This window comes from Saccharopolyspora dendranthemae (assembly GCF_007829955.1).
Classification (GTDB): Bacteria; Actinomycetota; Actinomycetes; order Mycobacteriales; family Pseudonocardiaceae; genus Saccharopolyspora; species Saccharopolyspora dendranthemae.
On record NZ_VIWX01000001.1, the window covers coordinates 653895 to 679295 of the forward strand.

The 25401-nt window shown below is 70.4% G+C and carries 24 protein-coding genes; 13 read left to right on the forward strand and 11 right to left on the reverse strand.

Translation table 11 applies throughout. The annotated features are described in order from the left end of the window. Positions 1 to 31 precede the first annotated feature (31 nt). Both FHU35_RS02865 and FHU35_RS02870 read left to right on the forward strand, forming a co-directional pair. A complete protein-coding gene (locus tag FHU35_RS02865; protein ID WP_186459232.1) occupies positions 32 to 1372 on the forward strand; it encodes a sulfatase-like hydrolase/transferase in 1341 nt (446 codons plus the stop codon). A 21-nt stretch (positions 1373 to 1393) separates the two neighbouring features. Continuing rightward, a complete protein-coding gene (locus FHU35_RS02870; RefSeq protein ID WP_145736418.1) occupies positions 1394 to 1774 on the forward strand; it encodes a YchJ family protein in 381 nt (126 codons plus the stop codon). Positions 1775 to 1787: 13 nt separating this feature from the next. Here the strand turns inward: FHU35_RS02870 and FHU35_RS02875 are convergent, their stop codons facing one another. Continuing rightward, complete coding sequence (locus FHU35_RS02875) at positions 1788 to 2567, reverse strand: amino acid ABC transporter ATP-binding protein (RefSeq protein ID WP_145736420.1); 780 nt, start codon at positions 2565 to 2567, stop codon at positions 1788 to 1790. Continuing rightward, positions 2564 to 4042: an ABC transporter substrate-binding protein/permease gene (locus tag FHU35_RS02880; protein WP_145736422.1), complete on the reverse strand. Its 1479-nt coding sequence runs from the start codon at positions 4040 to 4042 to the stop codon at positions 2564 to 2566. The genes FHU35_RS02875 and FHU35_RS02880 overlap by 4 nt, the downstream gene beginning before the upstream one ends. Positions 4043 to 4194: 152 nt before the next feature. Between FHU35_RS02880 and FHU35_RS02885 the strand changes: the two genes are divergently transcribed. Further along, the gene (locus FHU35_RS02885) at positions 4195 to 4779 is read left to right on the forward strand and encodes a cysteine hydrolase family protein (protein ID WP_145736423.1); all 585 of its coding nucleotides are present in this window, start codon (positions 4195 to 4197) and stop codon (positions 4777 to 4779) included. 9 nt (positions 4780 to 4788) lie between these two features. Here the strand turns inward: FHU35_RS02885 and FHU35_RS02890 are convergent, their stop codons facing one another. The 3 genes from FHU35_RS02890 to dctA all read right to left on the reverse strand — a co-directional run bounded on the left by FHU35_RS02890 (position 4789) and on the right by dctA (position 7578). Then, positions 4789 to 5337 carry a GNAT family N-acetyltransferase gene (locus FHU35_RS02890; protein WP_145736425.1) on the reverse strand — a complete coding sequence of 183 codons (549 nt, stop codon included), beginning with the start codon at positions 5335 to 5337 and terminating at the stop codon, positions 4789 to 4791. Between the two features lie 34 nt (positions 5338 to 5371). Further along, entirely contained in the window at positions 5372 to 5851 is a 480-nt protein-coding gene (locus FHU35_RS02895) for a DUF4396 domain-containing protein (protein WP_145736427.1), read from the reverse strand. 395 nt (positions 5852 to 6246) lie between these two features. Further along, complete coding sequence (gene dctA / locus FHU35_RS02900) at positions 6247 to 7578, reverse strand: C4-dicarboxylate transporter DctA (RefSeq protein ID WP_145736429.1); 1332 nt, start codon at positions 7576 to 7578, stop codon at positions 6247 to 6249. A 152-nt stretch (positions 7579 to 7730) separates the two neighbouring features. Here dctA and FHU35_RS02905 point away from each other — a divergent pair, with 152 nt between their 5' ends. Together FHU35_RS02905 and FHU35_RS02910 are read left to right on the forward strand one after the other, a co-directional pair. Further along, positions 7731 to 8633, forward strand: a complete 903-nt coding sequence (locus FHU35_RS02905) for a LysR family transcriptional regulator (RefSeq protein WP_145736431.1) — start codon at positions 7731 to 7733, stop codon at positions 8631 to 8633. A 106-nt stretch (positions 8634 to 8739) separates the two neighbouring features. Then, a complete protein-coding gene (locus FHU35_RS02910; protein ID WP_145736433.1) occupies positions 8740 to 9813 on the forward strand; it encodes a tartrate dehydrogenase in 1074 nt (357 codons plus the stop codon). Here the strand turns inward: FHU35_RS02910 and FHU35_RS02915 are convergent. The 4 genes from FHU35_RS02915 to FHU35_RS02925 form a co-directional block, all read right to left on the reverse strand. Further along, the gene (locus tag FHU35_RS02915) at positions 9810 to 10577 is read right to left on the reverse strand and encodes an HpcH/HpaI aldolase family protein (RefSeq protein WP_145736435.1); all 768 of its coding nucleotides are present in this window, start codon (positions 10575 to 10577) and stop codon (positions 9810 to 9812) included. The genes FHU35_RS02910 and FHU35_RS02915 overlap by 4 nt on opposite strands. A 145-nt stretch (positions 10578 to 10722) precedes the next feature. Next, positions 10723 to 10896 carry a hypothetical protein gene (locus FHU35_RS29150; protein WP_186459233.1) on the reverse strand — a complete coding sequence of 58 codons (174 nt, stop codon included), beginning with the start codon at positions 10894 to 10896 and terminating at the stop codon, positions 10723 to 10725. 249 nt (positions 10897 to 11145) lie between these two features. Further along, complete coding sequence (locus tag FHU35_RS02920; protein ID WP_145736438.1) at positions 11146 to 12264, reverse strand: DegT/DnrJ/EryC1/StrS family aminotransferase; 1119 nt, start codon at positions 12262 to 12264, stop codon at positions 11146 to 11148. Continuing rightward, positions 12264 to 13430 (reverse strand): DegT/DnrJ/EryC1/StrS family aminotransferase, encoded by a 1167-nt coding sequence (locus tag FHU35_RS02925; RefSeq protein WP_246110038.1) that lies wholly within the window; start codon positions 13428 to 13430, stop codon positions 12264 to 12266. Before FHU35_RS02925 ends, FHU35_RS02920 begins: the two co-directional genes overlap by 1 nt. A 609-nt stretch (positions 13431 to 14039) precedes the next feature. Here FHU35_RS02925 and FHU35_RS02930 point away from each other — a divergent pair. The 7 genes from FHU35_RS02930 to FHU35_RS02960 are packed head-to-tail and all read left to right on the forward strand — an operon-like array spanning position 14040 to position 23095. Then, positions 14040 to 14831, forward strand: coding sequence for a TIGR03084 family metal-binding protein (locus FHU35_RS02930; RefSeq protein ID WP_145736440.1), 792 nt, complete (start codon positions 14040 to 14042; stop codon positions 14829 to 14831). Beyond that, positions 14828 to 16534 (forward strand): acyclic terpene utilization AtuA family protein, encoded by a 1707-nt coding sequence (locus FHU35_RS02935; protein WP_281290202.1) that lies wholly within the window; start codon positions 14828 to 14830, stop codon positions 16532 to 16534. The genes FHU35_RS02930 and FHU35_RS02935 overlap by 4 nt, the downstream gene beginning before the upstream one ends. Further along, positions 16531 to 17679 (forward strand): acyl-CoA dehydrogenase family protein, encoded by a 1149-nt coding sequence (locus FHU35_RS02940; RefSeq protein WP_145736442.1) that lies wholly within the window; start codon positions 16531 to 16533, stop codon positions 17677 to 17679. The genes FHU35_RS02935 and FHU35_RS02940 overlap by 4 nt, the downstream gene beginning before the upstream one ends. Continuing rightward, positions 17676 to 19274, forward strand: coding sequence for an acyl-CoA carboxylase subunit beta (locus tag FHU35_RS02945; protein WP_145736444.1), 1599 nt, complete (start codon positions 17676 to 17678; stop codon positions 19272 to 19274). The genes FHU35_RS02940 and FHU35_RS02945 overlap by 4 nt, the downstream gene beginning before the upstream one ends. An 11-nt stretch (positions 19275 to 19285) precedes the next feature. Next, positions 19286 to 21280: an ATP-binding protein gene (locus FHU35_RS02950; protein ID WP_145736446.1), complete on the forward strand. Its 1995-nt coding sequence runs from the start codon at positions 19286 to 19288 to the stop codon at positions 21278 to 21280. Then, complete coding sequence (locus tag FHU35_RS02955) at positions 21277 to 22437, forward strand: acyl-CoA dehydrogenase family protein (protein ID WP_145736448.1); 1161 nt, start codon at positions 21277 to 21279, stop codon at positions 22435 to 22437. Before FHU35_RS02950 ends, FHU35_RS02955 begins: the two co-directional genes overlap by 4 nt. Positions 22438 to 22492: 55 nt before the next feature. Then, positions 22493 to 23095 carry a TetR/AcrR family transcriptional regulator gene (locus FHU35_RS02960; RefSeq protein WP_145736450.1) on the forward strand — a complete coding sequence of 201 codons (603 nt, stop codon included), beginning with the start codon at positions 22493 to 22495 and terminating at the stop codon, positions 23093 to 23095. 12 nt (positions 23096 to 23107) lie between these two features. Here the strand turns inward: FHU35_RS02960 and FHU35_RS02965 are convergent, their stop codons facing one another. Then, complete coding sequence (locus FHU35_RS02965) at positions 23108 to 24214, reverse strand: helix-turn-helix domain-containing protein (RefSeq protein ID WP_145736452.1); 1107 nt, start codon at positions 24212 to 24214, stop codon at positions 23108 to 23110. A 157-nt stretch (positions 24215 to 24371) separates the two neighbouring features. Between FHU35_RS02965 and FHU35_RS02970 the strand changes: the two genes are divergently transcribed. Further along, the gene (locus FHU35_RS02970) at positions 24372 to 24605 is read left to right on the forward strand and encodes a hypothetical protein (RefSeq protein WP_145736454.1); all 234 of its coding nucleotides are present in this window, start codon (positions 24372 to 24374) and stop codon (positions 24603 to 24605) included. A gap of 241 nt (positions 24606 to 24846) precedes the next feature. Here FHU35_RS02970 and FHU35_RS02975 read toward each other — a convergent pair whose 3' ends face one another. Beyond that, on the reverse strand, positions 24847 to 25302 hold the full coding sequence (locus tag FHU35_RS02975) for a L,D-transpeptidase (protein WP_246110039.1): 456 nt from the start codon (positions 25300 to 25302) through the stop codon (positions 24847 to 24849). Positions 25303 to 25401: the final 99 nt, after the last annotated feature.

The following is a 25401-nucleotide window of genomic DNA, read 5'->3' on the forward strand; positions in this document are numbered from 1 at the left end:
CGTGCGCGACCGCGTCAGGGGGGTGCGGGACATGTCCGACGGATTGTCGGGATCACGGCCGAACATCGTGCTCATCGTCCTCGACGACCTGGGGTACGGGGACCTGAGCCGGTACGGCTCGCAGGTCGCCACACCGCGCATGGACGAGGTCGGCCGCGCGGGGATGACCTTCCGCCAGGCGTGCTCGGGAGCGCCGATCTGCACGCCGTCGCGGACGGCGCTGATGACCGGCCGCTACGCGCAGCGGGTCGGGCTGCCGCAGGTGCTGTGGCCGGACGAGGACCGCGGCCTGCCCGACTTCGAGCACACCGTCGCGGAGGCGTTGCGCGGCGCCGGGTATCGCACCGGCATCTTCGGCAAGTGGCACCTCGGGGATCCTCGGCTCACCGGCAACCCGTGGAACGCGCAACCCCGGTTCCTGCCCTCCTCGCACGGTTTCGACCACTTCTGCGGAATCCCCTACAGCAACGACCAGGGCTGGGGCGCGGAGCAATGGCTGCCGCTGTACCGGGGCGACGCCGTGGTCGTCGACAACGTCAACACCGAGCAGGGGCAGGAGAGCCTGGCCGGGGAGTACACCGACGCCGCGATCGCGTTCATCCGCAGGAGCGTCGCGCTTCAGCGCCCGTTCTTCGCCTACATCCCGCACAGCTCGGTGCACCAGCCGTTCCACGTGCCCGAGGAGACGGGCGGGGTGGACGGCAGCTACCCCGACGTCATCCGCGAGGCCGACCGGCAGGTGGGCCGGGTGCTCGACGAGCTGCGCGCGCTGGGCCTGGTGGATTCCACCCTCGTGATCGTCACCAGCGACAACGGGCCGTGGTTCGAGGGCAGCACCGGCGGTCTGCGCGGCCGCAAGACCGACCCCTTCGAGGGCGGGATCCGGGTGCCGTTCATGGCGCGCTGGCCGGGCCGGGTCCCCGTCGCCGAGAACCGGTACCCGATCTCGTTCGTGGACGTGCTGCCGACGCTGATCGACCTGGCCGGAGCTCCACCACCGCCGGCGGACCGCCCGATCGACGGCATCAGCGTCGTGGGCGCGCTGGAGGGCCGGGCGATGCCGGCCGGGCGCACGCTCTACATCTACGGCGACCTGGAGGAGGGGCCCACCGGCGAGGTCGACCCGGACTGGGTGTGGAACGTCGCCGCCGTCCGGCAGGACAGGTGGAAGCTGCTCTGGCCCGCGACCGTCTGGCCCGACCTGGGGCGCGAGATGCTCGTCGACCTGGACCGCGACCCGGCGGAGTCCACCGACGTCGCCGACGCCCACCCGCTGATCCTCCACTCCCTCGCCGAGCGCGCCCGCATCTTCAACGACGACATCCTGCGCCACCGCTCGGCCGCGATCGAGCGCACCCGGCGGCACCGGTGAGGCGGATGAGAGGCTTCACGGGTGAGCGCGAACCTGTGCCCCTGCGGACTTGGCGAGCCCTACGACGACTGCTGCGGCCCGCTGCACCGCGGTGATCGCGAGGCGGCCACCGCCGAGCAGCTGATGCGCTCCCGCTACTCGGCGTTCGCCGTCGGCGACGCCGACTACCTGCTGCGCACCTGGCACCCGGCGACGCGCCCCGAGGAGCTGGACCTGGACCCGGCGCAGCGCTGGCTCCGGCTGGAGATCGTCGACCGCACCGGCGGCGGCCCCTTCGACACGGAGGGCACCGTGGACTTCCGGGCCCACTACCGCCACCGAGGCGCGACCTCGGCCCTCGCCGAGCACAGCCGGTTCACCCGCGAGGGCAAGACCTGGCTCTACGTCGACGGCGACCACTGACCGGTCGAACCCCTCAACCGACGTCGAGGATCCGGCTCAGGAACCGGCGGGTCCGGTCCTGCTGGGGATCGCCGATGACCTCGTCGCTGGTGCCCCGCTCGACGATCACCCCGTCGTCGAGGAACAGCACCTGGTCGGCGACCTGGCGGGCGAATCGGATCTCGTGCGTGACGATCACCGTCGTCCACCCCTGGGAGGCGAGGTCGGTGATGACGGCCAGCACCTCGCCCACCAGCTCGGGGTCCAGCGCCGAGGTGGGCTCGTCGAACAGCACGACCTTCGGCTTGAGCGCGAGCGCCCGCGCGATGCCGACGCGCTGCTGCTGACCACCGGAGAGCTCGAACGGGTACGTGTCGCCCCGGTCGCCGAGACCGACCTGTTCCAGCAGCGCGCGGGCGTCGGCGACGGCTTCCTCGCGCGGGCGCCGCTGCGCGACGACGGGGCCTTCGACGACGTTCTCCACAACCGTGCGGTGCGGGAACAGGTTGTGGGCCTGGAACACCATCCCGCTCTGCGCGCGCAGCTCCCCGGTCTTCTTGCGACCGGCGCGGCCCGCCGGGAGCCCGGCGAAGTCGATCTCGACCTCGCCGATGGCCACCGATCCGCGCTCGGGGACCTCCAGGGCGTTGAGCGACCGCAGCAGGGTCGACTTGCCGGAGCCGGAGGCCCCGAGCACGACCGTCGAAGTCCCGGCCGGGGAGTCGAAGTCGATGCCGCGCAGGACGTGCCGGTCGCCGAAGGACTTCTCGAGGCCGCGCACCCGGATTCGGAGGTTCTGCTGGGTTTCGGTCATCGGGCCACGTACCTGTCCAGTCGGGTTTCCAGTCGTTTCTGCGCCGCCGACAGCGCGACGCACATCAGCCAGTAGTACAACCCCGCGAAGGCGTACAGCGCGAGGAACTCGTTGCTCTGGGCCGCCGCCAGCTGCGATTGCCGGAACAGCTCGGTCAGCAGCACCACCGAACCCAGCGAGGTGTCCTTGAGCAGCGACAGCAGGGTGTTCGACAGCGGCGGAACGGCGGTGCGGGTGGCCTGCGGCAGGATGATCCGGCGCAGCGTCTGCGGGTAGTCCAGCCCGATCGTGGCCGCCGCTTCGAACTGGCCCTTGGGCACCGCGAGGATCGCCGAGCGCACGACCTCGGCGGCGTAACCGGCGACGTTGAGGCTGAAGGCGATGACCGCCGCGGTGAACGGCGGGAACTTCACGCCCAGCTGCGGCAGCCCGTAGAAGACGATGAACAGCTGCAGCAGCAGCGGCGTTCCGCGGATGATCGAGATGAACGCGCGGGCGAGACCGGAGAGCACCCGGTACGAGGAGATCCGGGCGAGCGCGACGAGCAGCGCCAGCGCCAGTCCGATGGCGAAGCTCAGCGCCGTGAGCGGGATGGTCACCTGCACCAGACCGACGAACATCGGCCACGCCGTGTTGCGCACGACTTCCCAGGTGGACAGGTGGTCCCGCCCCTGCGACGGGTCGGCGCTGCCGCCATCGGGCACCGAGACGTCGGCCTTGAAGTACTTCTCGGAGATGCCGCGCAGCGTGCCGTCGGCCCTCAGCGAGCTGATCGCGCGGTTGGCCGCATCGAGCGTCGCGCGGTCGTTCTGCCGGAACGTGAGGACCTGTTCACTGGTCTCCGAACCGGCGTTGCCCGCGATCTCCACGTCACCGGATCCGGTGCTCGCCTGGTAGTCGAGCACCGCGATGTTGTCGTTGACGATCGCGTCGACGCGGCCCTGCGACAGCAGCGCGGCGGCCTGCGCGAAGCCCTCGACGGACTCGACCCGAGCGCCTGCCTCGCCGGCGATGCGCGCCCAGTTCGAGGTGGCCGACTCCGCGGTGACCTTGCCCCTGAGGTCCTCGAGGGTCTTGATCCTCTCGTCGCCGGTCCGCCGGACGATCACGCCGCGGGAGTAGGTGTAGGTGTCCGACAACCCGTACTTGGCGGCGCGCTCGGAGTTCTTGGACACCTGGTTGGCGATGACGTCGATCCGACCGGCGTCCAGCGCGGGGAACACCGCGTCCCACTGGGTTTCGACGAACTCCAGCCGCCACCCGGCGCGTTCGGCGATCGCCTGGACGACCTCGATGTCGTATCCGGTGAGCGCATCGGACCTGGGGTCGTGGAACGAGAACGGCGGGTAGGTGCCCTCGGTTCCCACTCTGATCACGGGTTGCTCTGCGCCCTGCGCGGCCGCGACACCCGCCTGCGCAGGAGCGAGCACCACCAACGTCAGCAACAGCAGCGCGCACCTGAGCGCATGCCGCATCGGCCACTCCTCACCGTCCACAGTGCTCGGTTCGCGCACCGTGCCCGGGAGCATACGACTCGCGCGGCGAGCCCGCTTCAAGATCCACTATGTGGAACCGGGAGTTGACCGAACCTCAGCACCGCACCCGTTCCTTCGGGCACGATGCCGGTATGGCGATGGGTACGAACGCGGTTCTGGCGCTGCACTGGCAGATCAACGTGATCAAGCCGGAGGGCTTCTTCGGCGCGATGCTCGCCGACCCGGTGGCCCGCAGCGGCGTGGTCGAGCGGGCGGCGAGCTTCCACGCGGCAGCCGGGGTGCCGGTCCTGTTCACGCGCTTCACGGTCCCGGAGGACGAGGGGGAGCTGGTGCGCAACACCGACTTCATGCGCGCGGTCGGCGACGCCCAGGAGCAGTTCCGCCCCGACTCCCCCGGCGCCCGGCTGATCCCGGAGATGTCCGGCGGTGGCGTCGTGGTGGACAACCAGAAGCTCTCCGGCCTCGCGGGCAACGACCTGGCCTCGCGATTGAAGGCCGGCGGCGTCGACACGGTGTTCATCACCGGCGTCGCCACGAACCTCACGGTCGAGCAGACAGCGCGCCACGCCACCGACCTCGGGTTCACCACGCACGTGGTGAGCGACTGCACCGCAGCGGCGGACACCGCCGTGCACGAGACCTCGGTGGCGAACCTGAACCTCACCACCGCGGGCTGCCTCAGCAGCGCCGAGGCGCTCGCCCTGCTGGGCGCGTGACCCGGCGGCTCACCTCGCGGGCTTGGGCCGGAACTCCTTCGGGCTGAAGGTGAAGATCGTGTACGGGCGGTCGTCGAGGGTGAACCTGGCGTGCTTGGTCATGCCGAGCGCGCGGTGCACCTTCACCGAGCGCTGGTTGCTGTTCTCGATGAACAGCGCCGCGCTGGGATACCGGTCGCCGAGCATCAGCGCCATCCCCGACAGCAGCAACCGGAGGACGCCCTTGCCGCGGTACTTCGGCGCGACCACGACCGGCCCGTAGTAGAGGACAGGCGCTTCGAGCTTCTGGGTCAGCTCCACGGTCCGCCGCGCCGGTTCGGGCAGCGAACCACCGCCCTCCGAGGTGAGCAGCACCCCGGCGAGCTTGTCCTTCTCCTCGGCCAGGAAGATGCCCGGACCAGCGCTGAAGGCGGCGAGCTTGTCCTCGTCCCACTCGCCCTGGACGAACCCCTGTTCCCCGCGCTCGCCCTCCGGCACGACGTCCTGCTGCGCGGACTGGAGCAGCGCGAGGACCGCGGGGCGATCCTCGGCGGTGGCGAGGCGTACGGACATCGGCATGCCCGCGAGCCTATCCGGGCAGCTCACCTGCTGTTCAGTGGTGGTACTGGTGGGCGACCGCGTGCCCCTTGCCCCGGCTGATCAAGGCCCGGTTCACCGGGACGGTGAGGACGAAGGCCACGGCCAGGGACGCGGCGAGGGATCCCCAGAACAACCAGCTGGTCAGCCCGGCCTCCATCGCACCGGGAATGAGCACCATGAACAGGTTGTCGACGACCTCCATGACGGTGATCGACAGGGTGTCGGCGGCCAGGGCCACGCCGAGGGCCGCGCCCAGCCCCACCCCGGCGCGCAGCACCGGCAGCATCGTGAGGCTGTAGCCGAAGAAGAAGGCCAGCACGATCGCGAGCACGATGGTGCCCAGGTTTCCCCAGCCCAGCGCGGTGCCGATCACCATGCCCAGAACTTCGCCGATGGCGCAGCCGGTCAGGCAGTGCGCGGTCGCGCTGATCGCCGAGCGGGTCAGCGCCCGCCCGCCCTGCTGCGCTCCCGCGCCGTGGTGTTCGTGGTTCATGACGCCCCCTCACAACGGTGCTCCATTCGCCCGCGCTTGAGATATACCCCCTAGGGGTATTGACGTCAAGACTCACGCCCCCGTCGACGAAAGCCGGCGTGACCTGCGACGACGCCGGCGGAAAAAATCTGTTGCCCGCCGGGCCGCACAGGTCATAGCCTGCGGGCACACAGGAAAGGAGGTGGTCCGAAGTTGAATACCAACAGGACTTGTGAGGTGGCTGTCCGCTAGGACCGCCCCGGCAACACAGCCGACCCGTCGTGCGCGGATCCCTGGATCTCGCCGCGGGAGAGCGGTCGGCGAATTCCAGGCAGCTACCCGGCCCCGGAGCCCCGAACTGCGTCCGGTTCGGCCTCCTCATCGAGGAGGAAACGGCTCCGGGGCTGCTGCTTTCCTCAGACCTCCGACCGCTCCGCAGCGGACCGGTCGGCGAGCACCGCGCGGGCGTGATCCACGTCGAGCGCTCCGTCCCACTTCGCGATGGCCAGGGTCGCCACGGCGTTGCCGTAGAAGTTGACCAGAGCCCGGCACTCGGACATGAACTTGTCGATGCCGAAGATCAGCATGATGCCCGCCGCAGGAACGGTCCCGATGGTCGACAGCGTGGCCGTCAGCGCGATGAAACCGCCACCGGCCACACCCGCCGCCCCCTTCGAGGTCAGCAGCATGACCGCCAGCAGGCCGAGCTGCTGGCCGATGCTCAGCGGTGTGTTCGTGGCCTGCGCGATGTAGAGCGTGGCCAGCGAGAGGTAGATCGCGGCGCCGTCGAGGTTGAAGCTGTACCCGGTCGGGACCACCAGGCCGACGGTCGACCGGTCGGCACCGAGGAACGTCATCTTGCGCATCAGACCGGGAAGCGCCGGCTCCGCGGTGGAGGTGCCCAGGACCAGGAAGAACTCGTCCTTGAGGTAGGCGAAGAGCTGGAAGATGTTCAGCCGCACGTAGACGGCGAGGAACCCGCCCAGGACCACCACCACGAACACCAGCGACGTGACGTAGAACAGCGCGATCAGCGAACCGAGGCTGGTCAGCGTGGAGAGCCCGAACTTCCCGATCGCGTAGGCCATCGCGCCGAACGCGCCCAGCGGCGCCGCCCTCATCACGAAGCTCAGGACCTTGAACACGATCTCGGTGAGCCGCTTGACCCCCGCCACCACGGGCTCGCCGATCTCCCCCACCGCTTTGATGGCGATGCCGAACAGCACGGCCAGGAAGATGACCTGCAGGATGTCGCCCTCGACGAACGCGCCGAAGAAGCTCTCCGGGACGAGTCCGGTGAACAGCTCCCACCAGTGCTGGTCCTGACCCGATTCGACGTACTGCTGGGCGGTTCCGCTGGCGTCGAGCGTCGAGGGATCGGCGTTGACGCCGTCGCCGAGCCGGACCAGGTTGATCGCCACCAAGCCGATGGCGAGCGCGACGACGGTGCCGACCTGGAAGTAGGTCAGCGCCTTCAGCCCGGTCAGACCGACCTTCTTCAAGTCCGCGACGCCCGCGATCCCGCCGATGATCGTGAGGAAGACGATGGGGCCGATGAGCATCTTCATCGCGGCGATGAAGGTCTCCCCGATCGGCTGCATCGACTCGCCGACGTCGGGCCACACCCCGCCGACCACGATCCCGAGGACGATGGCGATGAGCACCTGCACGTACAACTGGCGGTACCAGGGCTTCGGTTCAGGTCGAACCCCGCTGTGCGGCACCGGGTTCTGTGCGGTCTGCGTCATTGCACACTCCTGCACATCGATCAGGACGCCCTCGTCGGCGCGAATCTGGGGAGCACCACCGTGGCCCCGGGCGCGACGGCAGGTCCAACAGGGAATCACTACCCGACTGATAGGTTGCGCGAATGAATGAGCTCTGACCAGGGAGGTCGTCAGTGGACGCGCGCCAGCTCGAATACTTCCTCGCGATCGTCGACCACGACGGCTTCGGCAAGGCCGCTGGGCGGCTGCACATCGCCCAACCCTCGCTGTCGCAGACGATCGCCGGCCTCGAGAAGTCGCTCGGCGTGCGGCTCTTCCACCGGATCGGCCGCGGCGTGGTGCTCAGCGAAGCAGGTCGGGAGCTCATCGAGCCCGCGCGCCAGGTCCTCCGCGACCTGCGCACCGCCCGCGCGACGATGGAGTCGGTCAAGGGCGTCGCGCGCGGCCGGGTGGAACTGGTGACGATGCCCTCCCCCGGCATCGAGCCGCTCGCGACGCTGACCCGCGTGTTCTGCGAGCGGCATCCGGGCATCACGGTCGGCGCCGACGCCGCCTTCACCCCGGACGAGGTGGTGGACAAGATCCGGCACGGGGCGTGCGAGCTCGGCCTGGTCGGCACCCCGGGTCCCGTGCGGGCGCCCGGTGTCGACGTGCTGCCGCTCGGCTCGCAGGACTTCGTGCTCGTCGGCACGCCGGAGGCCGGAATGCCCGAGGGAACACCGGTTTCCCGTTGGGCGCTGGACGGCGCCCGACTGATCGTCTCCCCTCGCGGCAGCCTGATGCGCCAGATCGCGGACGAGGTCCTCGCTTCCGGTGTCGACGCGCAGATCGTCGTCGAGGCGGCGCACCGCACCTCGATCCTGCCGCTGGTCACCCAGCACGTCGGGCTCGCGATCCTGCCTTCCGCCTGGGCGCCGCTGGCCCGCCGCGCGGGAGCGCGAACGGCGCGCATCGAGCCGTCCGCCGAGCTGCACGTCGCCCTGCTGAGCCGGTCCGCTCCGCTGTCGCCGGCCTCCCGCGCCTTCCTCGACGTCGCCCGCGCTCACCCGCTCAAACCCGTGGAACAGGACGCATAGCCAGGGCCTATCGGTGCGATCGGCTTCGGGTCTTGGACGGATCGCCTTCCGGCGCGCTTCACTCGAACCCGCAAACGGTCGTCAGCGCAGCGGGGAGTGACCGACAGTGGCAGCACAGGAGTTCAAGATCGCCGCCATCCCGGCCGACGGGGTGGGTGCGGAGGTCGTCGCCGCGGGCCGCGCCGTGCTGGACGCGCTCGCCTCGGGTTCGGGTGGCAGGTTCTCCTTCTCGTGGACCGAATTCCCCTGGGGGTGCGGCTACTACGAGAAGACGGGCCGCATGATGGACGAGGACGGCCTGGAGGAGCTCCGGAACTTCGACGCCCTCTACTTCGGCGCGGTCGGCTGGCCCACGGTGCCCGACCACATCAGCCTGTGGGGGCTGCGGCTGCGGATCTGCCAGAACTTCGACCAGTGGGCCAACGTCCGGCCGGTGCACTTCCACCCCGGCATCACCTCGCCGCTGCGCAAGGCCGACAGCACCCCGCTGGACTGGGTCGTGGTCCGGGAGAACAGCGAAGGCGAGTACGCGGGCCTGGGCGGCCGGAACCTCGCGGCCCGGGGTCCGGGCAACGAGGTGGCGCTGCAGACCGCGCTGTTCACCGAGAAGGGCTGCGAGCGCATCATGCGCTTCGCCTTCGACCTCGCCCGCGGGCGGGAACGCAAGAAGGTGTCGTCGGTGACCAAGAGCAACGCCCAGCAGTACGGGATGGTGCTCTGGGACGAGGTATTCGAGCGCGTCGCCGCCGACTACCCGGACGTGGAGACCGAGAGCGTGCTCGTGGACGCGATGTCCGCGAAGTTCGTCCTCAAGCCCGAGGACCTGTCGGTGGTGGTGGCCTCCAACCTCAACGCCGACATCCTCTCCGACCTGGGCTCTGCGCTGGCCGGCAGCCTCGGGCTCGCGGCCAGCGCGAACCTCAACCCGGACCGCCTGTTCCCTTCGATGTTCGAGCCCGTCCACGGTTCCGCGCCGGACATCGCCGGGCAGGGACTGGCCAACCCGATCGGCGCGATCGGCAGCGCGGCGCTCATGCTGGAGCACTTCGGCCTGACCGAGGAGGCCGCCCGGGTCCGCGCTGCGATCGAGGCCACCACCGCGGCGGGCCTGCTCACCCCGGACGTCGGCGGGAGCGCCGGGACCGACCGGGTCGTCGAAGCGATCCTGGCCAACCTCTAAGAGCCGCCCCTCGCCGCCTGGAGGTGGCCGGCCGCGGCCGCCTCCAGGTGCAGGAGATCGCAGGAGACGCTGGCGAAGGTGTAGCCCTGGGCCAATCGCGGCGCGACACCGCTGCCCTCGGAGACGTGAAACCCAGCGGCGATCCCGGCCTCGGCCGCCGCCCGCCGGATCGTCTCGACGGCTGCCTCGAACTCCTCTGCCACCTCGGGATCGCCCGGGTGAGCACCGCCGACGGCCAGGCACAGGTCAGCGGGGCCGACGTAGACGCCGTCGAGCCCGTCGGTCGCGCAGATCTCGCGAACGTGGGCCAATCCCTGCGGGGTCTCGATCATCGCGATTACCACGGTTGCCTCGTCGGCTTCCGACGGCCGCGGGCCGATCCGCAGGCTCGACCGCATCGGCCCGTAGGACCGGCGCCCGCGCGGCGGGTAACGGGTGGCCGCGACCGCGGCCGCGGCGTCCTCCGGCGTGTCGACCAGCGGCACGATGACGCCCGCAGCCCCCGCGTCCAGGGCGTGGCCGATCGCACCGGGGTCGTTGGCCGTCACGCGGACCAGACCGTGGGCACCGCCTGCCGCGTCGATGGCGAGCATCGCGTTGAGCATCCCGGAATGGCCGATGAGCCCGTGCTGGGCGTCCACGACCAAGTAGTCGTAGCCCACCCGCGCGACCCGCTCCGTGGCCGCGGGCGCGTCCAGCGCGATCCAGTAACCGACCAGTTCGTCCCGAGCGCGGAGTTTGCGCGCGAATTCGGCTGCGGACACGAGGAACCCTCCCGGCGTGGTGATCAGGGGCGAGCCCAGCCGCTGCCGCGCTCATCCCCCGTTCCTACCGATCCGCACGCGGAGTTCCAACAGACCGCACCGGGGGTCTTCGGCACCACCTGGAAGCCCTGTGAGCCGGGGTGGCTCACAGGCCGAACATCGACACGACCGAGACGAGCGCCAGTCCCACTACCGCGAGTGCACCGGAGGTGACCGCGAGCCGCTGCGCGACGACCTTGCGGCCGACCATGGCGGCGGCCGTCCCGATCACCACGGCGAGCGGGATCAGCACAGCGCACAGCAGGTCAAGAGGCGCCATCGCCCGATCCCTCCCCGTAACAGCGTCGTCAAGTCCGGACAGCGGTTCCCAAACTAACGATCAGGCGGTCCACCGTCCACACCTCACGGTCAGTGACTTCCGGCACCCACCGCGAACCCCGCCTCCCCGCACGAGTCCCGCGTCGGGGATTCAGTGCTCGCACCCGCGGATCCGACGGTTCTCGTGGAGGCCGACGGGGTGCGGAAGAGCCGCGCTCTCGCAGCCGATCGCGCGAACCGCTCCACGACATCAGCGGACGCGTGAGCCCTCGCAGCACTCGCGCACGGCGTCGCAGACGCGCTCGACCTCGTCGTCGGTGAGGTGCGGGTGCACCGGGAGCGCCAGGATCCTCGCGCAGGCGTGCTCGGCGTTCACCCATCGCTCGCCGACCGGGGCGTGCGGCGCGAAGGCGGCCTGCTCGGGCAGCGGGCGCGGGTAGTGCACGTGCGATCCGATCCCCCGGGCGGCGAGGAATTCGCGCAGCTCCTCCCGTCTGTCGCTCTGCACGCAGTAGACGTGGTGGCACCGCCCGTCGCGCGCGGCCGGAGGTGGGACCACACCGGGCAGCGAGGCGAAGCGCTCGTCGTAGCGCTCCGCGATGCGCGCCCGCCGGGCCAGGCGCTCGGCGAAGCCTGCGAACCGGTAGGTCTGGAACGCCGCCTGGATCTCGTCGAAGCGGCTGTTGAGGCCCACGACCTCGTGCACGAACCGCTCCCGCTGACCGTGGTTGCGCAGCATCCGGACCCGCGCTCCCAGCTCGGCGTCCCGGGTCACCACCGCACCGCCCTCGCCCGGCATCCCGAACGACTTGACCTGGACGAACGAGTAGACGCCCGCCTCTCCCCACAACCCGGCCGGAGTTCCCGCCATGACCGCGCCCTGCGCCACCGCGGAGTCCTCCACGAGCCGGAGCCCGCGCGACGCCGCGATCTCGGTCAGCCGCGGCATGTCGGCCATCACCGAGAACATGTGCGCGGGCATGATCGCCTTCGTGCGGTGGGTGATCCGCGCGGCCACGTCGTCCGGGTCGACGACCAGGGTGCGCCGGTCGACGTCGGCGAACACCGGGTGCGCGCCGACCTCCAGCACCGCCGAGGCCAGCGGTGCGCAGCCGAAGGCCGGCACCACGACCTCGTCTCCGGGCCCGATGTCCATCGCGCGCAGCACCAGGCCGAGCGCGCTGGTCCCGCTGCCGCAGGCGATGACGTCGGCAGCGCCGAGCTCCTCGCGCAGGGTTTCCTCGAACACGCGGGTGTGCTCACCGAGGATGAACTTCTGCTCCGGCGCGACACCGATCTCGCGGATCAGGTCGAGCATGACCTTGCGGTCGTCCTCGAACAGGTCCGGCGGGAAGAACGGGATCTGCATCAGGGCCTCCCGGCGTAGAACTCGCGGATCGTCGCGCACACCCGGTCGACCTGCGCCGGCGTCAGGTCGGGGTGCATCGGCAGCGCGAGGGCTCGTGCGCTGGCGGACTCGGCGCGCGGGAAGTCACCGCGCTCGTGCCCGTGCTCGGCGAAGCACGGTTGCAGGTGCAGCGGTGCCGGGTAGTAGGTCTCGGTGCCGATTCCCCGCTCCGCGAGGTGGTGCGCCAGCTCGTCGCGCAGCTCGACCTCGATCAGGTGCACGTAGAACACCGGGTCCTCCCCCGGGTCCGGCAGCCGCACGACGCCTTCGAGGCCGCCCCGGTAGCGCTCGGCGAGTTCCGCCCGGCGAGCGATTCCTTCGTCGAGGTGCCGGAGCTTGACGAGCAGGATCGCGGCCTGGATGTCGTCCATCTTGCTGTTGGTGCCGCACAGCGCGGTCTCGGTGGAGATCGCGGTGAAGTCGTTGAGGGTGCGGCCCCGGCGCCCGTGGTGGCGCAGGCTCGCGACGGTGTCGGCCAGCCGGTCGTCATCGGTGAGCACCGCGCCAGCGTCGCCGAGCGCACCGAGCGTCTTGGTGGGGAAGAACGACAGCACCCCGCCCGCTCCGTGCAGGCCCGCGTGCACCCCGCGCTGCCGCATCCCGATGCCCTCGGCGCTGTCCTCGACGACGGTCAGCTCGAGATCGCGCGCGACCTGGTTCAGCCCGCTCATGTCGGCCATCCGGCAGAACAGGTGCGCGGGCATCACGAATCGGGTTCGCGGTGTGGCGACCCTGGCGACCTCCGCCGGGTCCAGCGCGTGGGTGACGGGGTCGATGTCGGCGAAAACCGGTGTGCCGCCTGCCAGGACCACGGACGTGGCGGTGGCGATGAAGGAGTACGCCGGGACGACGACCTCGTCACCCGGGCTGATCCCGAGAGCCCGCAGAAGCAGGACCAGCGCGTCGGTTCCGCTGTTGACGCCGACCACCCGACGCGCGCCGGTATATGCCGAAAGCGCGGATTCCAGTTCTCCGACCTGCTTTCCGTGGGAGAACTTGCCGCTGTCGAAGACCTCGGCCACGCGGGCGCTGATCTCCGGCCAGAGCCGTTCGAAGGTGCGCGCCTGGGAGAAGAACGGAATCGGCTCTTCCGCCGCTACCCCAACGAATTCCGCCCCGAGGGACACTTGACCCAACCCCCTGTGAAGTGCTCGGTACCGCTGCCGGACCTAGATCGAACCTAACGACTCCTGATCGTTCCCGATGGCCGAGAACGCCATCTTCACTCCTTCCAGTGAGACGGCTTTTTCCCGTCCGCAGAACGACTTCCGGCGGTTGCTCCGATCCGCAGGGTCGCCTTCGGCCGGATCTCCGGCATCCCCACCCACCTTCCAGTCCACAGAGGACGTCGAGCGGTGCTGCAACCCTTCATCATCGGGCACGGGTTGCCCGAATGGCTCCGCTCCGGCGAGCCGGCCAGGTGGAAGCCCGCGCCCGCGCGCAGCCCGCGACCGGCTCTGGAGCCACACGCGAGAACACCGCGATGGCCGTCAAGGGCGAAGCGACCGCGTGTAAGCCCCCGGGGTAGCAGACCGAAGGCGTCGTGAGCACGACGATGGGTGGAGCTGCGGCTCCGCCCATCGTTCTTCCGCTAAGGAGCAGTTCCAGAATCGGTTTGCTCGGCGGTGCGGGTAGCGGAACCTCACACGCCGACGGCTACCGCCGCACTCTGAAACGACCCCTAAATCAATCAGTCGTGCTTGCTTTTTTTCGTCGCCCAGCCCACCCTTGTCCGCATGGCCGACGTGGGCGCTCTGCTGAACGACATGTGCGCGGAAGGCGATGAGCTCGACGAGCTCGTCGCAGGACTGGACGGGCAGCAGTGGGCGCTCGCGACCCCCGCGCAGGGGTGGACGATCGCGCACCAGATCGCCCACCTCGCGTGGACCGACGGCGTGGCGCTGCTGTCGGCCAACGATCCGGACGGGTTCGCGGCGGTGGTCGAAGAGGCGATGCGGAACCCGTTCGGCTTCGTCGACGAGGCCGCCGACGACGGCGCCCGCGCGCGCCCAGCGGACCTGCTCTCCACCTGGCGGCTCGGCCGCGCACAGCTGGCGGAGGCGCTGCGCGGCGTCGATGACGGGCGCAAGCTCCCGTGGTTCGGCCCGCCGATGGGCGTCGGCTCGATGGCCACCGCACGGTTGATGGAGACCTGGGCGCACGGCCAGGACATCGCCGACGCGCTCGGCGTCACGCGAGCTCCTACCGCACGGCTGCGCAACGTCGCGCACATCGGCGTGCGCACCCGCGACTTCGCCTACGCCACCCACGGCCAGAACCCGCCGTCCGAGCCGTTCCGCATCGATCTCGTCGGGCCGCGCGGTGAGGCGTGGGAGTGGGGCCCGGCCGACGCCGCGCAGCGGATCTCCGGTTCCGCGCTGGACTTCTGCCTGCTGGTCACCCAGCGCAGGAACCGCGACGACCTCGCGATCGAGACCGTCGGCGAGGACGCCGCGCACTGGCTCACCATCGCGCAGGCCTTCGCCGGAGCGCCGGGCAAGGGCAGGAAGGCGGGGCAGCACTCGTGATCGGCTCCCACCCGGAACTCCTCCGCATCGGCAACTGCTCGGGCTTCTACGGCGACCGGTTCTCGGCCATGCGCGAGATGCTCACCGACGGCGAGCTCGACGTGCTCACCGGCGATTACCTGGCCGAGCTGACGATGCTCATCCTGGGTCGAGACCGGATCAAGGACTCCGACCTGGGGTACGCCCGAACGTTCCTCCGCCAGCTGGAGGACTCCCTCGGGCTCGCCGTCGAGCGCGGTGTGCGGATCGTCGCCAACGCCGGTGGCGCCAACCCCGCCGGTCTGGCGGCGCGGATCCGCGAGCTCACCGAGAAGCTCGGTCTCGACGTCGCGGTCGCGCACGTCGAAGGCGACGACCTCACCGCGCGGGCCGCCGAGCTCAACCTGGGCTCTCCCCTGGTCGCCAACGCCTACCTCGGTTGCTGGGGAATCGCGGAGTGCCTCAACGCCGGTGCCGACGTCGTGGTCACCGGACGGGTCACCGACGCCTCGGTCGTCGCCGGTCCCGCGGCAGCCCACTTCGGCTGGGGACGCGACGACCACGACGCGCTCGCCGGGGCGGTCGCGGCGGGCCACGTCATCGAGTGCGGAACGCAGGCGACCGGCGGCAACTACGCGTTCTTCACCGAGGTCGACGACCTGACCCACCCGGGCTTCCCCATCGCCGAGCTGCGGCGCGACGGGTCCAGCACGATCACCAAGCACCCGGGAACGGGTGGCGCGGTCACCGAGGACACCGTGACCGCGCAGCTGATGTACGAGGTCCAAGACGCCCGCTACGCCGGTCCGGACGTCACCACCAGGCTCGACACCGTCGAGGTCGCCCAGGAGGGCCCCGACCGGGTCCGGCTCAGCGGCACGCGCGGTGAGGCGCCGCCACCCGCGCTCAAGGTCTCGCTCAACGCCCTCGGCGGGTTCCGCAACGAGATGGCCTTCGTGCTCACCGGTCTGGACATCGAGGCCAAGGCCGCGCTCGCACGACGCCAGCTGGAAGCGGGGTTGGTGCGCCGGCCCGCGGAGCTGACGTGGACCCTGGCCCGGCTCGACCGCCCGGACGCCGACACCCAGGAGCAGGCCAGCGCGATCCTCCGCTGCGTGGTGCGGGACTCGGACCAGGACGTGGTGGGCCGCGCCTTCTCCGGCGTCGCCGTGGAGATGGCGCTGGCCAGCTACCCCGGGTGCTCTCTGACCAGTGTGCCCGGGAAAGCCTCGCCCTACGGCGTTTTCACCGCGGGCTACGTCGATCCGGCCCTGGTTCCGCACACCGCCGTGCTTCCGGACGGCGACCGGGTGGAGGTAGCGCCGCAGGCGGAGACGCGGAAGCTGGAGATCCAGCCCGAACCGCGCCTGCCGCAAGCCCTTCCGGAAGGACCCACCCGCCGGGTCCCGCTCGGGACGTTCGTGGCGGCGCGCAGCGGCGACAAGGGCGGCAACGCCAACGTCGGTGTGTGGGTGCGCACCGAACAGCAGTGGCGCTGGCTGGCGCACGCGCTCACGACCGACCGCCTGCGAGAGCTGCTTCCGGAAGCAGCCGAACTGCCGATCTCCCGCACGGTGCTGCCGAACCTGCGAGCGCTGAACTTCGTGGTCGAGGGCATCCTCGGCGAAGGCGCGGCGGCGCAGGCACGTTTCGACCCGCAGGCCAAGGGACTCGGCGAGTGGCTGCGGTCCCGGTACATCGAGATCCCGGAGGTGCTGCTGTGAACCCGTGGGACGACGACGAGCGACGGGCGCTGCGGGAAACCGTGCGCCGCTTCGTCGAGACCGACGTGCTGCCCCACCAGGACGGCTGGGAGCGAGACGGCGAGCTGCCGCGCTGGCTGCACGAGAAGGCCGGCGATCTGGGGCTTCTCGGTGCAGCGCTGCCGGTCGAGGTGGGCGGTGGCGGCGGTGATCTCATCGACGCGGCGGTCATCGCCGAGGAGATGCACTACGCGGGTGGTTCCGGCGGCACTTTCGCCTCGCTGTTCACCTGCGGGATCGCGGTGCCGCACATGGCCGCCGCCCACGACCCGCGGCAGATCGAGCGCTGGGTGAGACCCACGCTGGCCGGTCGCAAGATCGGTGCGCTGGCAATCACCGAGCCCGGCGGTGGTTCCGACGTCGGCCACCTGCGCACCCGCGCCGACCGCGACGGCGAGCACTACGTGGTCAACGGTGCCAAGGCGTTCATCACCTCCGGCTGCCGCGCCGACTACGTCGTGACCGCCGTGCGCACCGGCGAGGACGGGGCCGGCGGTGTGTCGCTGCTGGCGGTGGAGAAGGGGACGCCCGGGTTCACCGTCTCCCGCCAGCTGGAGAAGATGGGCTGGCAGGCCTCCGACACCGCCGAGCTGTCGTTCACCGACGTCCGCGTGCCCGCGGAGAACCTGGTGGGCCCGGAGAACTCCGGTTTCCTGCAGATCGCGCAGGCCTTCCTCAGCGAACGCCTGTCCTTGGCCGTGCAGGCCTACGCCAGCGCGCAGCGCTGCCTCGATCTCGCCGAGCAGTGGTGCCGGGACCGGGAGACCTTCGGCCGCGCGCTGATCACCCGGCAGTCCGTGCAGACCACGCTCACCGAGATGGCCCGCAAGATCGACGTCGCCCGCGTCTACACCCGCAGGCTCGCCGAACGCGCGGTCGCGGGCGAGCAGGACCTGACGGTCGAGGTGTGCTTCGCCAAGAACACCGCCGTGGAAGCCGGTGAGTGGGTGGCGCACCAGGCGCTGCAGCTGTTCGGCGGGCTCGGCTACATGCGCGAGTCCGAGGTCGAGCGCCAGTACCGGGACATGCGGATCCTGGGCATCGGCGGCGGAACCACCGAGATCATGACCGGACTGGCGGCGAACCGATTGGGGTACCGAGCATGACGATCCTGCGATCCGCGCTGGACACCGGTTCCGGCGAGTACGCGGAGGCGGTCGAGTCGATGACCGGCAAGCTCGCCGAGGTCGAGGCCGCGCACGAGACGGCGGTCGCCGGTGGTGGCCCGTCGAAGGTGGAGCGCCACCGCGCACGCGGCAAGCTCACCGCGCGGGAACGCATCGAGCTGCTCCTCGACGAGGACTCGCCGTTCCTGGAGCTGTGCCCGCTGGCCGCGTGGGGCAGCGACTTCCAGGTGGGCGCCTCGGTGGTCACCGGCATCGGCGTCGTCGAGGGCGTCGAGTGCATGATCGTCGCGAACGACCCGACCGTGCGCGGAGGCACCAGCAATCCGTGGACGTTGCGCAAGTCGTTGCGCGCCAACGAGATCGTGGAGCGCAACCGGCTCCCGGTGATCTCCCTCGTCGAGTCCGGTGGAGCGGATCTGCCGACGCAGAAGGAGGTCTTCATCCCGGGCGGCGCGCTGTTCCGCGACCTCACCCGCCTGTCGGCGGCGGGGATTCCCACCATCGCGCTGGTCTTCGGCAATTCCACGGCGGGCGGCGCCTACATCCCGGGCATGTCGGACCACACGGTGATGGTCAAGGAGCGCTCGAAGGTGTTCCTCGGCGGTCCACCGCTGGTGAAGATGGCCACCGGCGAGGACTCCGATGACGAGTCGCTGGGCGGCGCCGACATGCACGCCGGGGTGTCCGGTCTGGCGGACCACTTCGCGCTCGACGAGCCCGACGCGCTGCGCATCGGCCGTTCCATCGTCAAACGCCTGAACTGGCGGAAGAAGGGACCGGCCCCTCGCGCGGAGGTCAGCGAACCGCTGCACTCCCCCGACGAGCTGCTGGGCGTGGTGCCCACGGACTTGAAGGTGCCGTTCGATCCGCGCGAGGTGATCGCCCGCATCGTCGACGGTTCCGACTTCGACGAGTTCAAACCCCGGTACGGGTCCAGTCTGGTCACCGGGTGGGCCGAGCTGCACGGCTACCCGGTCGGCATCCTCGCCAACGCGCGGGGCGTGCTGTTCTCCGAGGAGTCGCAGAAGGCGACCCAGTTCATCCAGCTGGCCAACCGCGCCGAGACGCCGCTGCTGTTCCTGCACAACACCACCGGCTACATGGTGGGTGCCGAGTACGAGCAGGGCGGCATCATCAAGCACGGTGCGATGATGATCAACGCGGTGTCCAACTCGAAGGTCCCGCACCTCTCGCTGCTGATGGGCGCCTCCTACGGCGCGGGGCACTACGGCATGTGCGGCAGGGCCTACGACCCCCGGTTCCTGTTCTCCTGGCCCAGCGCGAAATCCGCGGTGATGGGGCCTGCGCAGCTGGCCGGGGTGATCTCGATCGTCGGCCGCGCGGCCGCGGAGGCCAAGGGCCAGCCGTTCGACGAGGCCGGTGACGCGGCGATGCGCGAAGCCGTCGAGAACCAGATCGAAGCGGAGTCGTTGCCGATGTTCCTGTCCGGTCGGCTCTACGACGACGGCGTCATCGATCCGCGCGACACCCGGACGGTGCTGGGGATGTGCCTGTCGGCGATCCACAACGCCCCGATCGAAGGCGCCGAGGGCTTCGGCGTCTTCCGGATGTGAGGAGCCACGCGATGATCACCCACGTTCTCGTCGCCAACCGAGGTGAGATCGCCCGGCGCGTCTTCGCCACGGCCCGCCGGATGGGCCTGTCCACGACCGCGGTCTTCTCCGACGCCGACGCCGCAGCACCCCACACCGCCGAAGCCGACGTGGCCGTCCGGCTCCCCGGCGACACCCCCGCCGAGACGTACCTCCAAGCCGCGCAGCTGGTGCGGGCCGCGCGGTCGGCGGGCGCCGACGCGGTGCATCCCGGCTACGGCTTCCTCTCGGAGAACGCCGCGTTCGCCGAAGCCGTCATCGACGCCGGCCTGCGCTGGGTGGGTCCGCCGGTCAAGGCGATCGAATCGATGGGGTCCAAGGTCGAGGCCAAGGCGCTGATGTCGGACGCCGGGGTCCCGGTCCTGCCCGAGCTCGACCCGGCCACCGTCACCGAATCCGACCTCCCGGTACTGGTCAAGGCCTCCGCGGGCGGTGGCGGTCGCGGCATGCGGGTGGTCCGGACGCTCTCCGAGCTGCCCAGGCAGCTCGACGCCGCGCGCCGCGAAGCCGAATCGGCATTCGGCGATCCGGCCGTGTTCTGCGAGCGGTACCTGGAAACCGGCAGGCACATCGAGGTGCAGGTCCTGGCCGACCAGCACGGGACGGTGTGGGCGCTGGGCGAGCGGGAGTGCTCGATCCAGCGCAGGCACCAGAAGGTCGTGGAGGAAGCCCCGTCCCCGCTGGTGGAGCGGATCGGCCCGCAGATGCGCACGCGCCTGTTCGACGCGGCGCGGCTGGCCGCCTCCGCCATCGGCTACGAGGGCGCGGGCACGGTCGAGTTCCTCGCCGACGAGGCGGGCGAGTTCTACTTCCTGGAGATGAACACCCGTCTGCAGGTGGAGCACCCGGTCACCGAGAACACCACGGGCGTCGACCTGGTCCGGCTCCAGCTGCAGATCGCCGACGGATACGCACTGCCGCCGGAATCGCCTGCCTGCCACGGTCATTCGATCGAGGTCCGGCTCTACGCCGAAGATCCCGCACACGACTGGCGCCCCCAGAGCGGAACGCTGCGGCACCTCGAATTCCGCGGCACCGCAGCGGAGTTCGAGGTGCTCACGTCCCCGGGCGTGCGGCTGGACTCCGGTTTCCGCAGCGGTGACGCGGTGAGCATCCACTACGACCCGATGTTGGCCAAGGTCATCTCCTACGGCGACACCAGGGACGAGGCCGCCCGGCTGCTGGCCGCGAGCCTGTCCCGCGCGCAGGTCCACGGCCTGGTCACCAACCGCGACCTGCTCGTGCGGATCCTGCGGCACCCGGCGTTCCTGGCCGGCGACACCGACACGGCGTTCTTCGACCGGCACGGCCTGGACGCCCTCGCGCGACCGCTGGCTTCCGAGGACTCCGCGGATCTCGCCGCCGTGGCCGCGACCGTCGCTTCCGCTGCCGAGAACCGGCTCGCCGCAGGCGTCAACGCGCGGATCCCCTCCGGGTGGCGGAACCTGCCGTCGGTCCCGCAGACGAAGGTGCACACCTGCGGTGAGCGTGAGATCGCGGTGTCCTACCTGGCGAAGCGCACCGGGTTCGAGTTCGTCGAGCACCCCGGTCTCGCGGTCGTCGAGGCCTCGCCGTCGCGGGTGGTGCTCGACGTCCCGTGTGAGAACGGCTCGCTCCGGCGGAGTTTCGGCATCGCCCGCTACGACGACCTGGTCTGCGTGGACTCCCCGCTGGGCCCGGTCTCGCTGGTGCGGCGACCGCGGTTCACCGACCCGGCGGAGCGGGTCGTGGAGGGATCGCTGCTGGCACCGATGCCGGGCAAGGTCATCCGGCTGGCCGCAAATGCCGGCGACCGCGTCACCGCAGGACAGCCGATCCTGTGGCTGGAGGCGATGAAGATGGAGCACACCGTGGCCGCGCCCACCGACGGAGTGCTCGCAGAGCTGAACGTGACCGAGGGACAGCAGGTCGAGGTGGGAACCGTGCTGGCCGTGGTCGACACCCCGGACTCCGAGGAGAGCCGATGAGCTTCATCGAAACCGACGAGCAGAAGGAGCTGCGGGCCTCCGTCGCCAAGCTCGCCCAGCGCTACAACCACGTCGACTACGTGCTGCCGAAGGCGCGGAAGCAGGAGCCGCTGACCGAGCTCTGGGCGGAGGCGGGCAGGCTCGGCTTCCTCGGCGTCAACATCCCCGAGGAGTACGGCGGGGGCGGCGCCGGGATCTACGAACTCGCGCTGGTGCAGGAGGAGCTCTCCGCCGAGGGCGCCGGGTTGTTGCTGGTGGTGGTCTCGCCCGCGATCTGCGGCACCATCATCAGCAAGTACGGCACGCCGGAGCAGAAGCAGCGCTGGCTCCCGGGCCTCGCCGACGCCAGCACCACGATGGTCTTCGCCATCACCGAACCCGGTGCCGGATCGAACTCGCACCACATCAGCACCACCGCGCGGCGCGACGGCGCGGACTGGGTCCTCAACGGCCAGAAGGTGTTCATCTCCGGCGTCGACCAGGCCGACGCCGTGCTCGTCGTCGCGCGCACCGAGGACGCGGCGACCGGCAAGCTCAAGCCCGCGCTGTTCGTCGTGCCCACCGATTCTCCGAACTTCGTCGCGCATCCGATGGAGATGGACATCATCGCCCCGGACCGGCAGTTCACGCTGTTCCTCGACGACGTGCGGCTTCCCGCCGACGCCCTCGTCGGTGAGGAGGACGCGGCGCTGATGCAGCTGTTCTCCGGTCTCAACCCGGAGCGCATCCTCGGCGCGGCGCTGTCGACCGGCATGGGTCGCTACGCGCTGTCCCGGGCCGTGGCCTACGCCAACCAGCGGCAGGTCTGGAAGACGCCGATCGGCGCGCACCAGGGCATCGCGCACCCGCTGGCTCAGCACAAGATCGAGGTGGAGCTGGCGAAGGTGATGATGCAGAAGGCCGCCACCCTCTACGACGCCGGGCAGGACATGGAGGCCGCGGAGGCGGCGAACATGGCCAAGTACGCCGCGGCCGAGGCGAGCATCGCCGCGCTGGACCGGGCCATCCAGACCCACGGCGGTTCCGGCCTGACCGCCGAGCACGGTCTGGCCGCCATGCTCGGTGCCGCGCGCATCGCCCGCGTCGCCCCGGTCAGCCGTGAAATGATCCTGAACTACGTCGCCCAGCACAGCCTGGGCCTGCCGAAGTCGTACTGAGCGGCGCCGACCCGGCCGGGGACGGTGCGAGCTGCCAGAGCGGGGGACCACGGAGATGACGTCGCGCGAGCCGAAGCAGGACCGCAGCCGAGCGACGCGGCAACGCCTGCTGGAGGCCACCATCGACTGCCTCGCGACCCAGGGCTGGGACGCGACGACGGTCACGGCCGCCGCCCAGCGGGCCGGGGTGTCGCGCGGCGCGGCGCAGCACCACTTCCCGGCTCGCGAGGACCTCATCACCGCTGCCCTGGAGCACATGTTCAACGCGCGGATGTCGGAGATCCGCGCGGAGAGCACGCAGCTGCCCGAAGGCCCCGGCCGGACCGAGTACGTGGTCTCCCGGGTCGTCGACTACTACACGGGAGACCTGTTCAAAGCCGCTCTCCAGGTCTGGACGGCAGCGGCCGCGGACCCGGGCCTGCGGGAACGGATCGTCCCGCTGGAAGCGAAGTTCGGCCGCACGGTGCATCAGGTCGCCATCGAGATGCTCGGCGCGGACGACTCCGACCCCACCACTCGGCGCCTCGTCCAGGCCACCCTCGACCTGGCCCGCGGTCTCGGCCTGGCCGACGTCCTCACCGACGACTCCCCCCGCCGCAAGAACATCGTCGCCCAATGGGCGACCACCCTCACCCACTCCCTGCCCAGAACCCCATGACATCACGGCCCCTCAACCAGAGCCGCACACGGCCCGAACCACGTCGAGCCGAGCGGCCGTCCGCGCCGACGGCATGATCTCGGCGTGCTGCTGCGCGCGGTCGAGAGCGTCCCGGGCGGCATCCAGATCCCCGGCTCGTGCGTGGGATTCGGCGAGCCACGACGAGTAGAGCGCGACCTCCCGAGCGTGATCCGGCGGGTAGTGGGCGATCGCCCGCGCCAGCAACGGCTCGGCATCAGCCGGCCGACCCAGTTCGATCATGCAGCGACCCGCCATGACATCGATCTCCGAACGATCCAGCCAGTAGACCCACTCCGGCTCGCTACCACTCCCGCCGCGCCGCTCGTACGCCTCGTCCACCGCATCCAACGCTCGCCAGGTACCGGTGACGTCAGCGGCTCTCACCGATGCCCAAGCAACCCTCTCCAGGAACAACGCGCGAACGACCGGCGTGGCGCCCACAGTGCCCAGCGCCGCCGTGCGGGCGAGCAGGACCGCGTCGCGCGGGTCCCCGACGTTCGCGATCTGGTAGCTCAAGCTCGACAACAGCTGCGCACCGAGCACGCGGTCCGAGGCTTCCCCCGCAGCTCCCACGCCGGAGACGTAGAACCGCTGTGCTTCGGCGTGACGCCCGGCGTCGCTGGCGATCCAACCTGCCAGTTGGGCCAGCTCGCCGACAGCGGTGAACAACCGCCGACCGACCCGCTCCGAGAAGCTGGCCGAACGGACCAGCCCCTCGGCGTCCGCCAACTCACGGGACACGGCGGGCAGGAGGTCCCGGCACGCCACGACGTCGTCGAGATGCCGGAGCTCGACCACGCGCCTCTCCAGCTCGGTCGCCAGCTCCGCACCCACCCGTCGCCCCGCCCGCACCTGCACGACCACCGGCGACTCGCCCACGAGCCATTCGTGCGCGAGCCGCACCGGGTCAGCCGGTGCAGGCCGCAACGGGACACCGAGAACCTGCTCGTAGGCATCGGCCACATCCGCTGCCACGGGCCGTTTCCCGGTCTCGACCATGCTCAGGTAGGACTTCGCGAAGTGGGTTCGCCGCGCCAGCCCGCACAGGCTCAGCCCAGCCGCTTCCCGGACCGCCCTGAGATCCGCACCCGTCGCCATGCCCCACCCCCGCTGCGAACGCCTGTGAACGGCCGGAGCCTATCGATCACCGTCAGTCATCCCGACACTACTCATGGAAGTTGCCGCTGATCGTCGTCCGGAAGTCACTGCTCCGCGGCAGCTTCGGAATCCACCGAGCGCAGGGATGAGGTTTCGCATGACAGCGGGAAGAGCGTGGTTGCGCTACTTCTGGCGCCCGGTGCCGGACGCCACCAGCCACTACGGCCTGGTCCGGCATGCCTTCCTCGGGAACAGCGCGGACGCCGGCCCGTCGGCGACCTCTGCTTGCGAAGGCGTTTTCGCGTTGGCCAGCCCCTCGGAGTTCGACTGGATCCATGCCCCGACCTGCGCGGACTGCAACGAGGCCTTGAAGAACGCGAAAGGCCCGTGACTCCGGTTTCGCGAGTCACGGGCCTGGGAACTGTTGAGGGATGCGGCGGAGCCGTTGTTTCAGGTGTGGGACTCAGCCGGCACCGCCGCGGGTTCTGAGCGCCTTCGTGGCGAGTACGCCGGGACGCCTCGTATTGGCATACTCAAGGAGCGGCGCACGGAGTCCACGAAGGCGCTCAGGTTCCGCCACCCGCACCGCCACGCACAGCAGCTCACCAACAGCTCCGGTCGTGGGGCGTCCGTTACGGGACGACCTGGACCTCGTCGCCGACCTGGAGCTTGTCGAAGAAGACCTCCGAGGACTTCTTCGACAGGTGGAGGCAGCCCGCGGAACGCTCGGTCAGGCTGCCCTGGTGGAACGCCACACCGGTGTTGGTGAAGAACACCGAGTTCGGCATCGGGGCGTCGAACTCCTTGCTGTGGTGGTCCTTGTCCTTCCACGTCACGTGGAAGACGCCGGCCGGCGTGGGCGTCTCGGGACGTCCACCGAGCGCCGAGGCCTCGCCGTAGTAGACCTCACCGGCCCGGATCAGCCACGCGCGGTTGGCCGACAGGCTCACGCACGCGTGCGCGGTCGCCGTGCACGGCGTTCCCGGGACGAGTTCCGGTGCGGCCGGTTCTGCTGCGGCGCTGGCCGCGCCGAGCGGCAGAACGGCGGCCGCAGCGGTCACCGACACCATCGCGATCCTGCTTAACATGGGTTCTCCCATCGTTGTCCACCTCGCCCGGAACCACCGGTTCACGCGAGGAAGGGACCAGGAACCTGGCTTTCAGTGATCATGACGACACGGACTGTA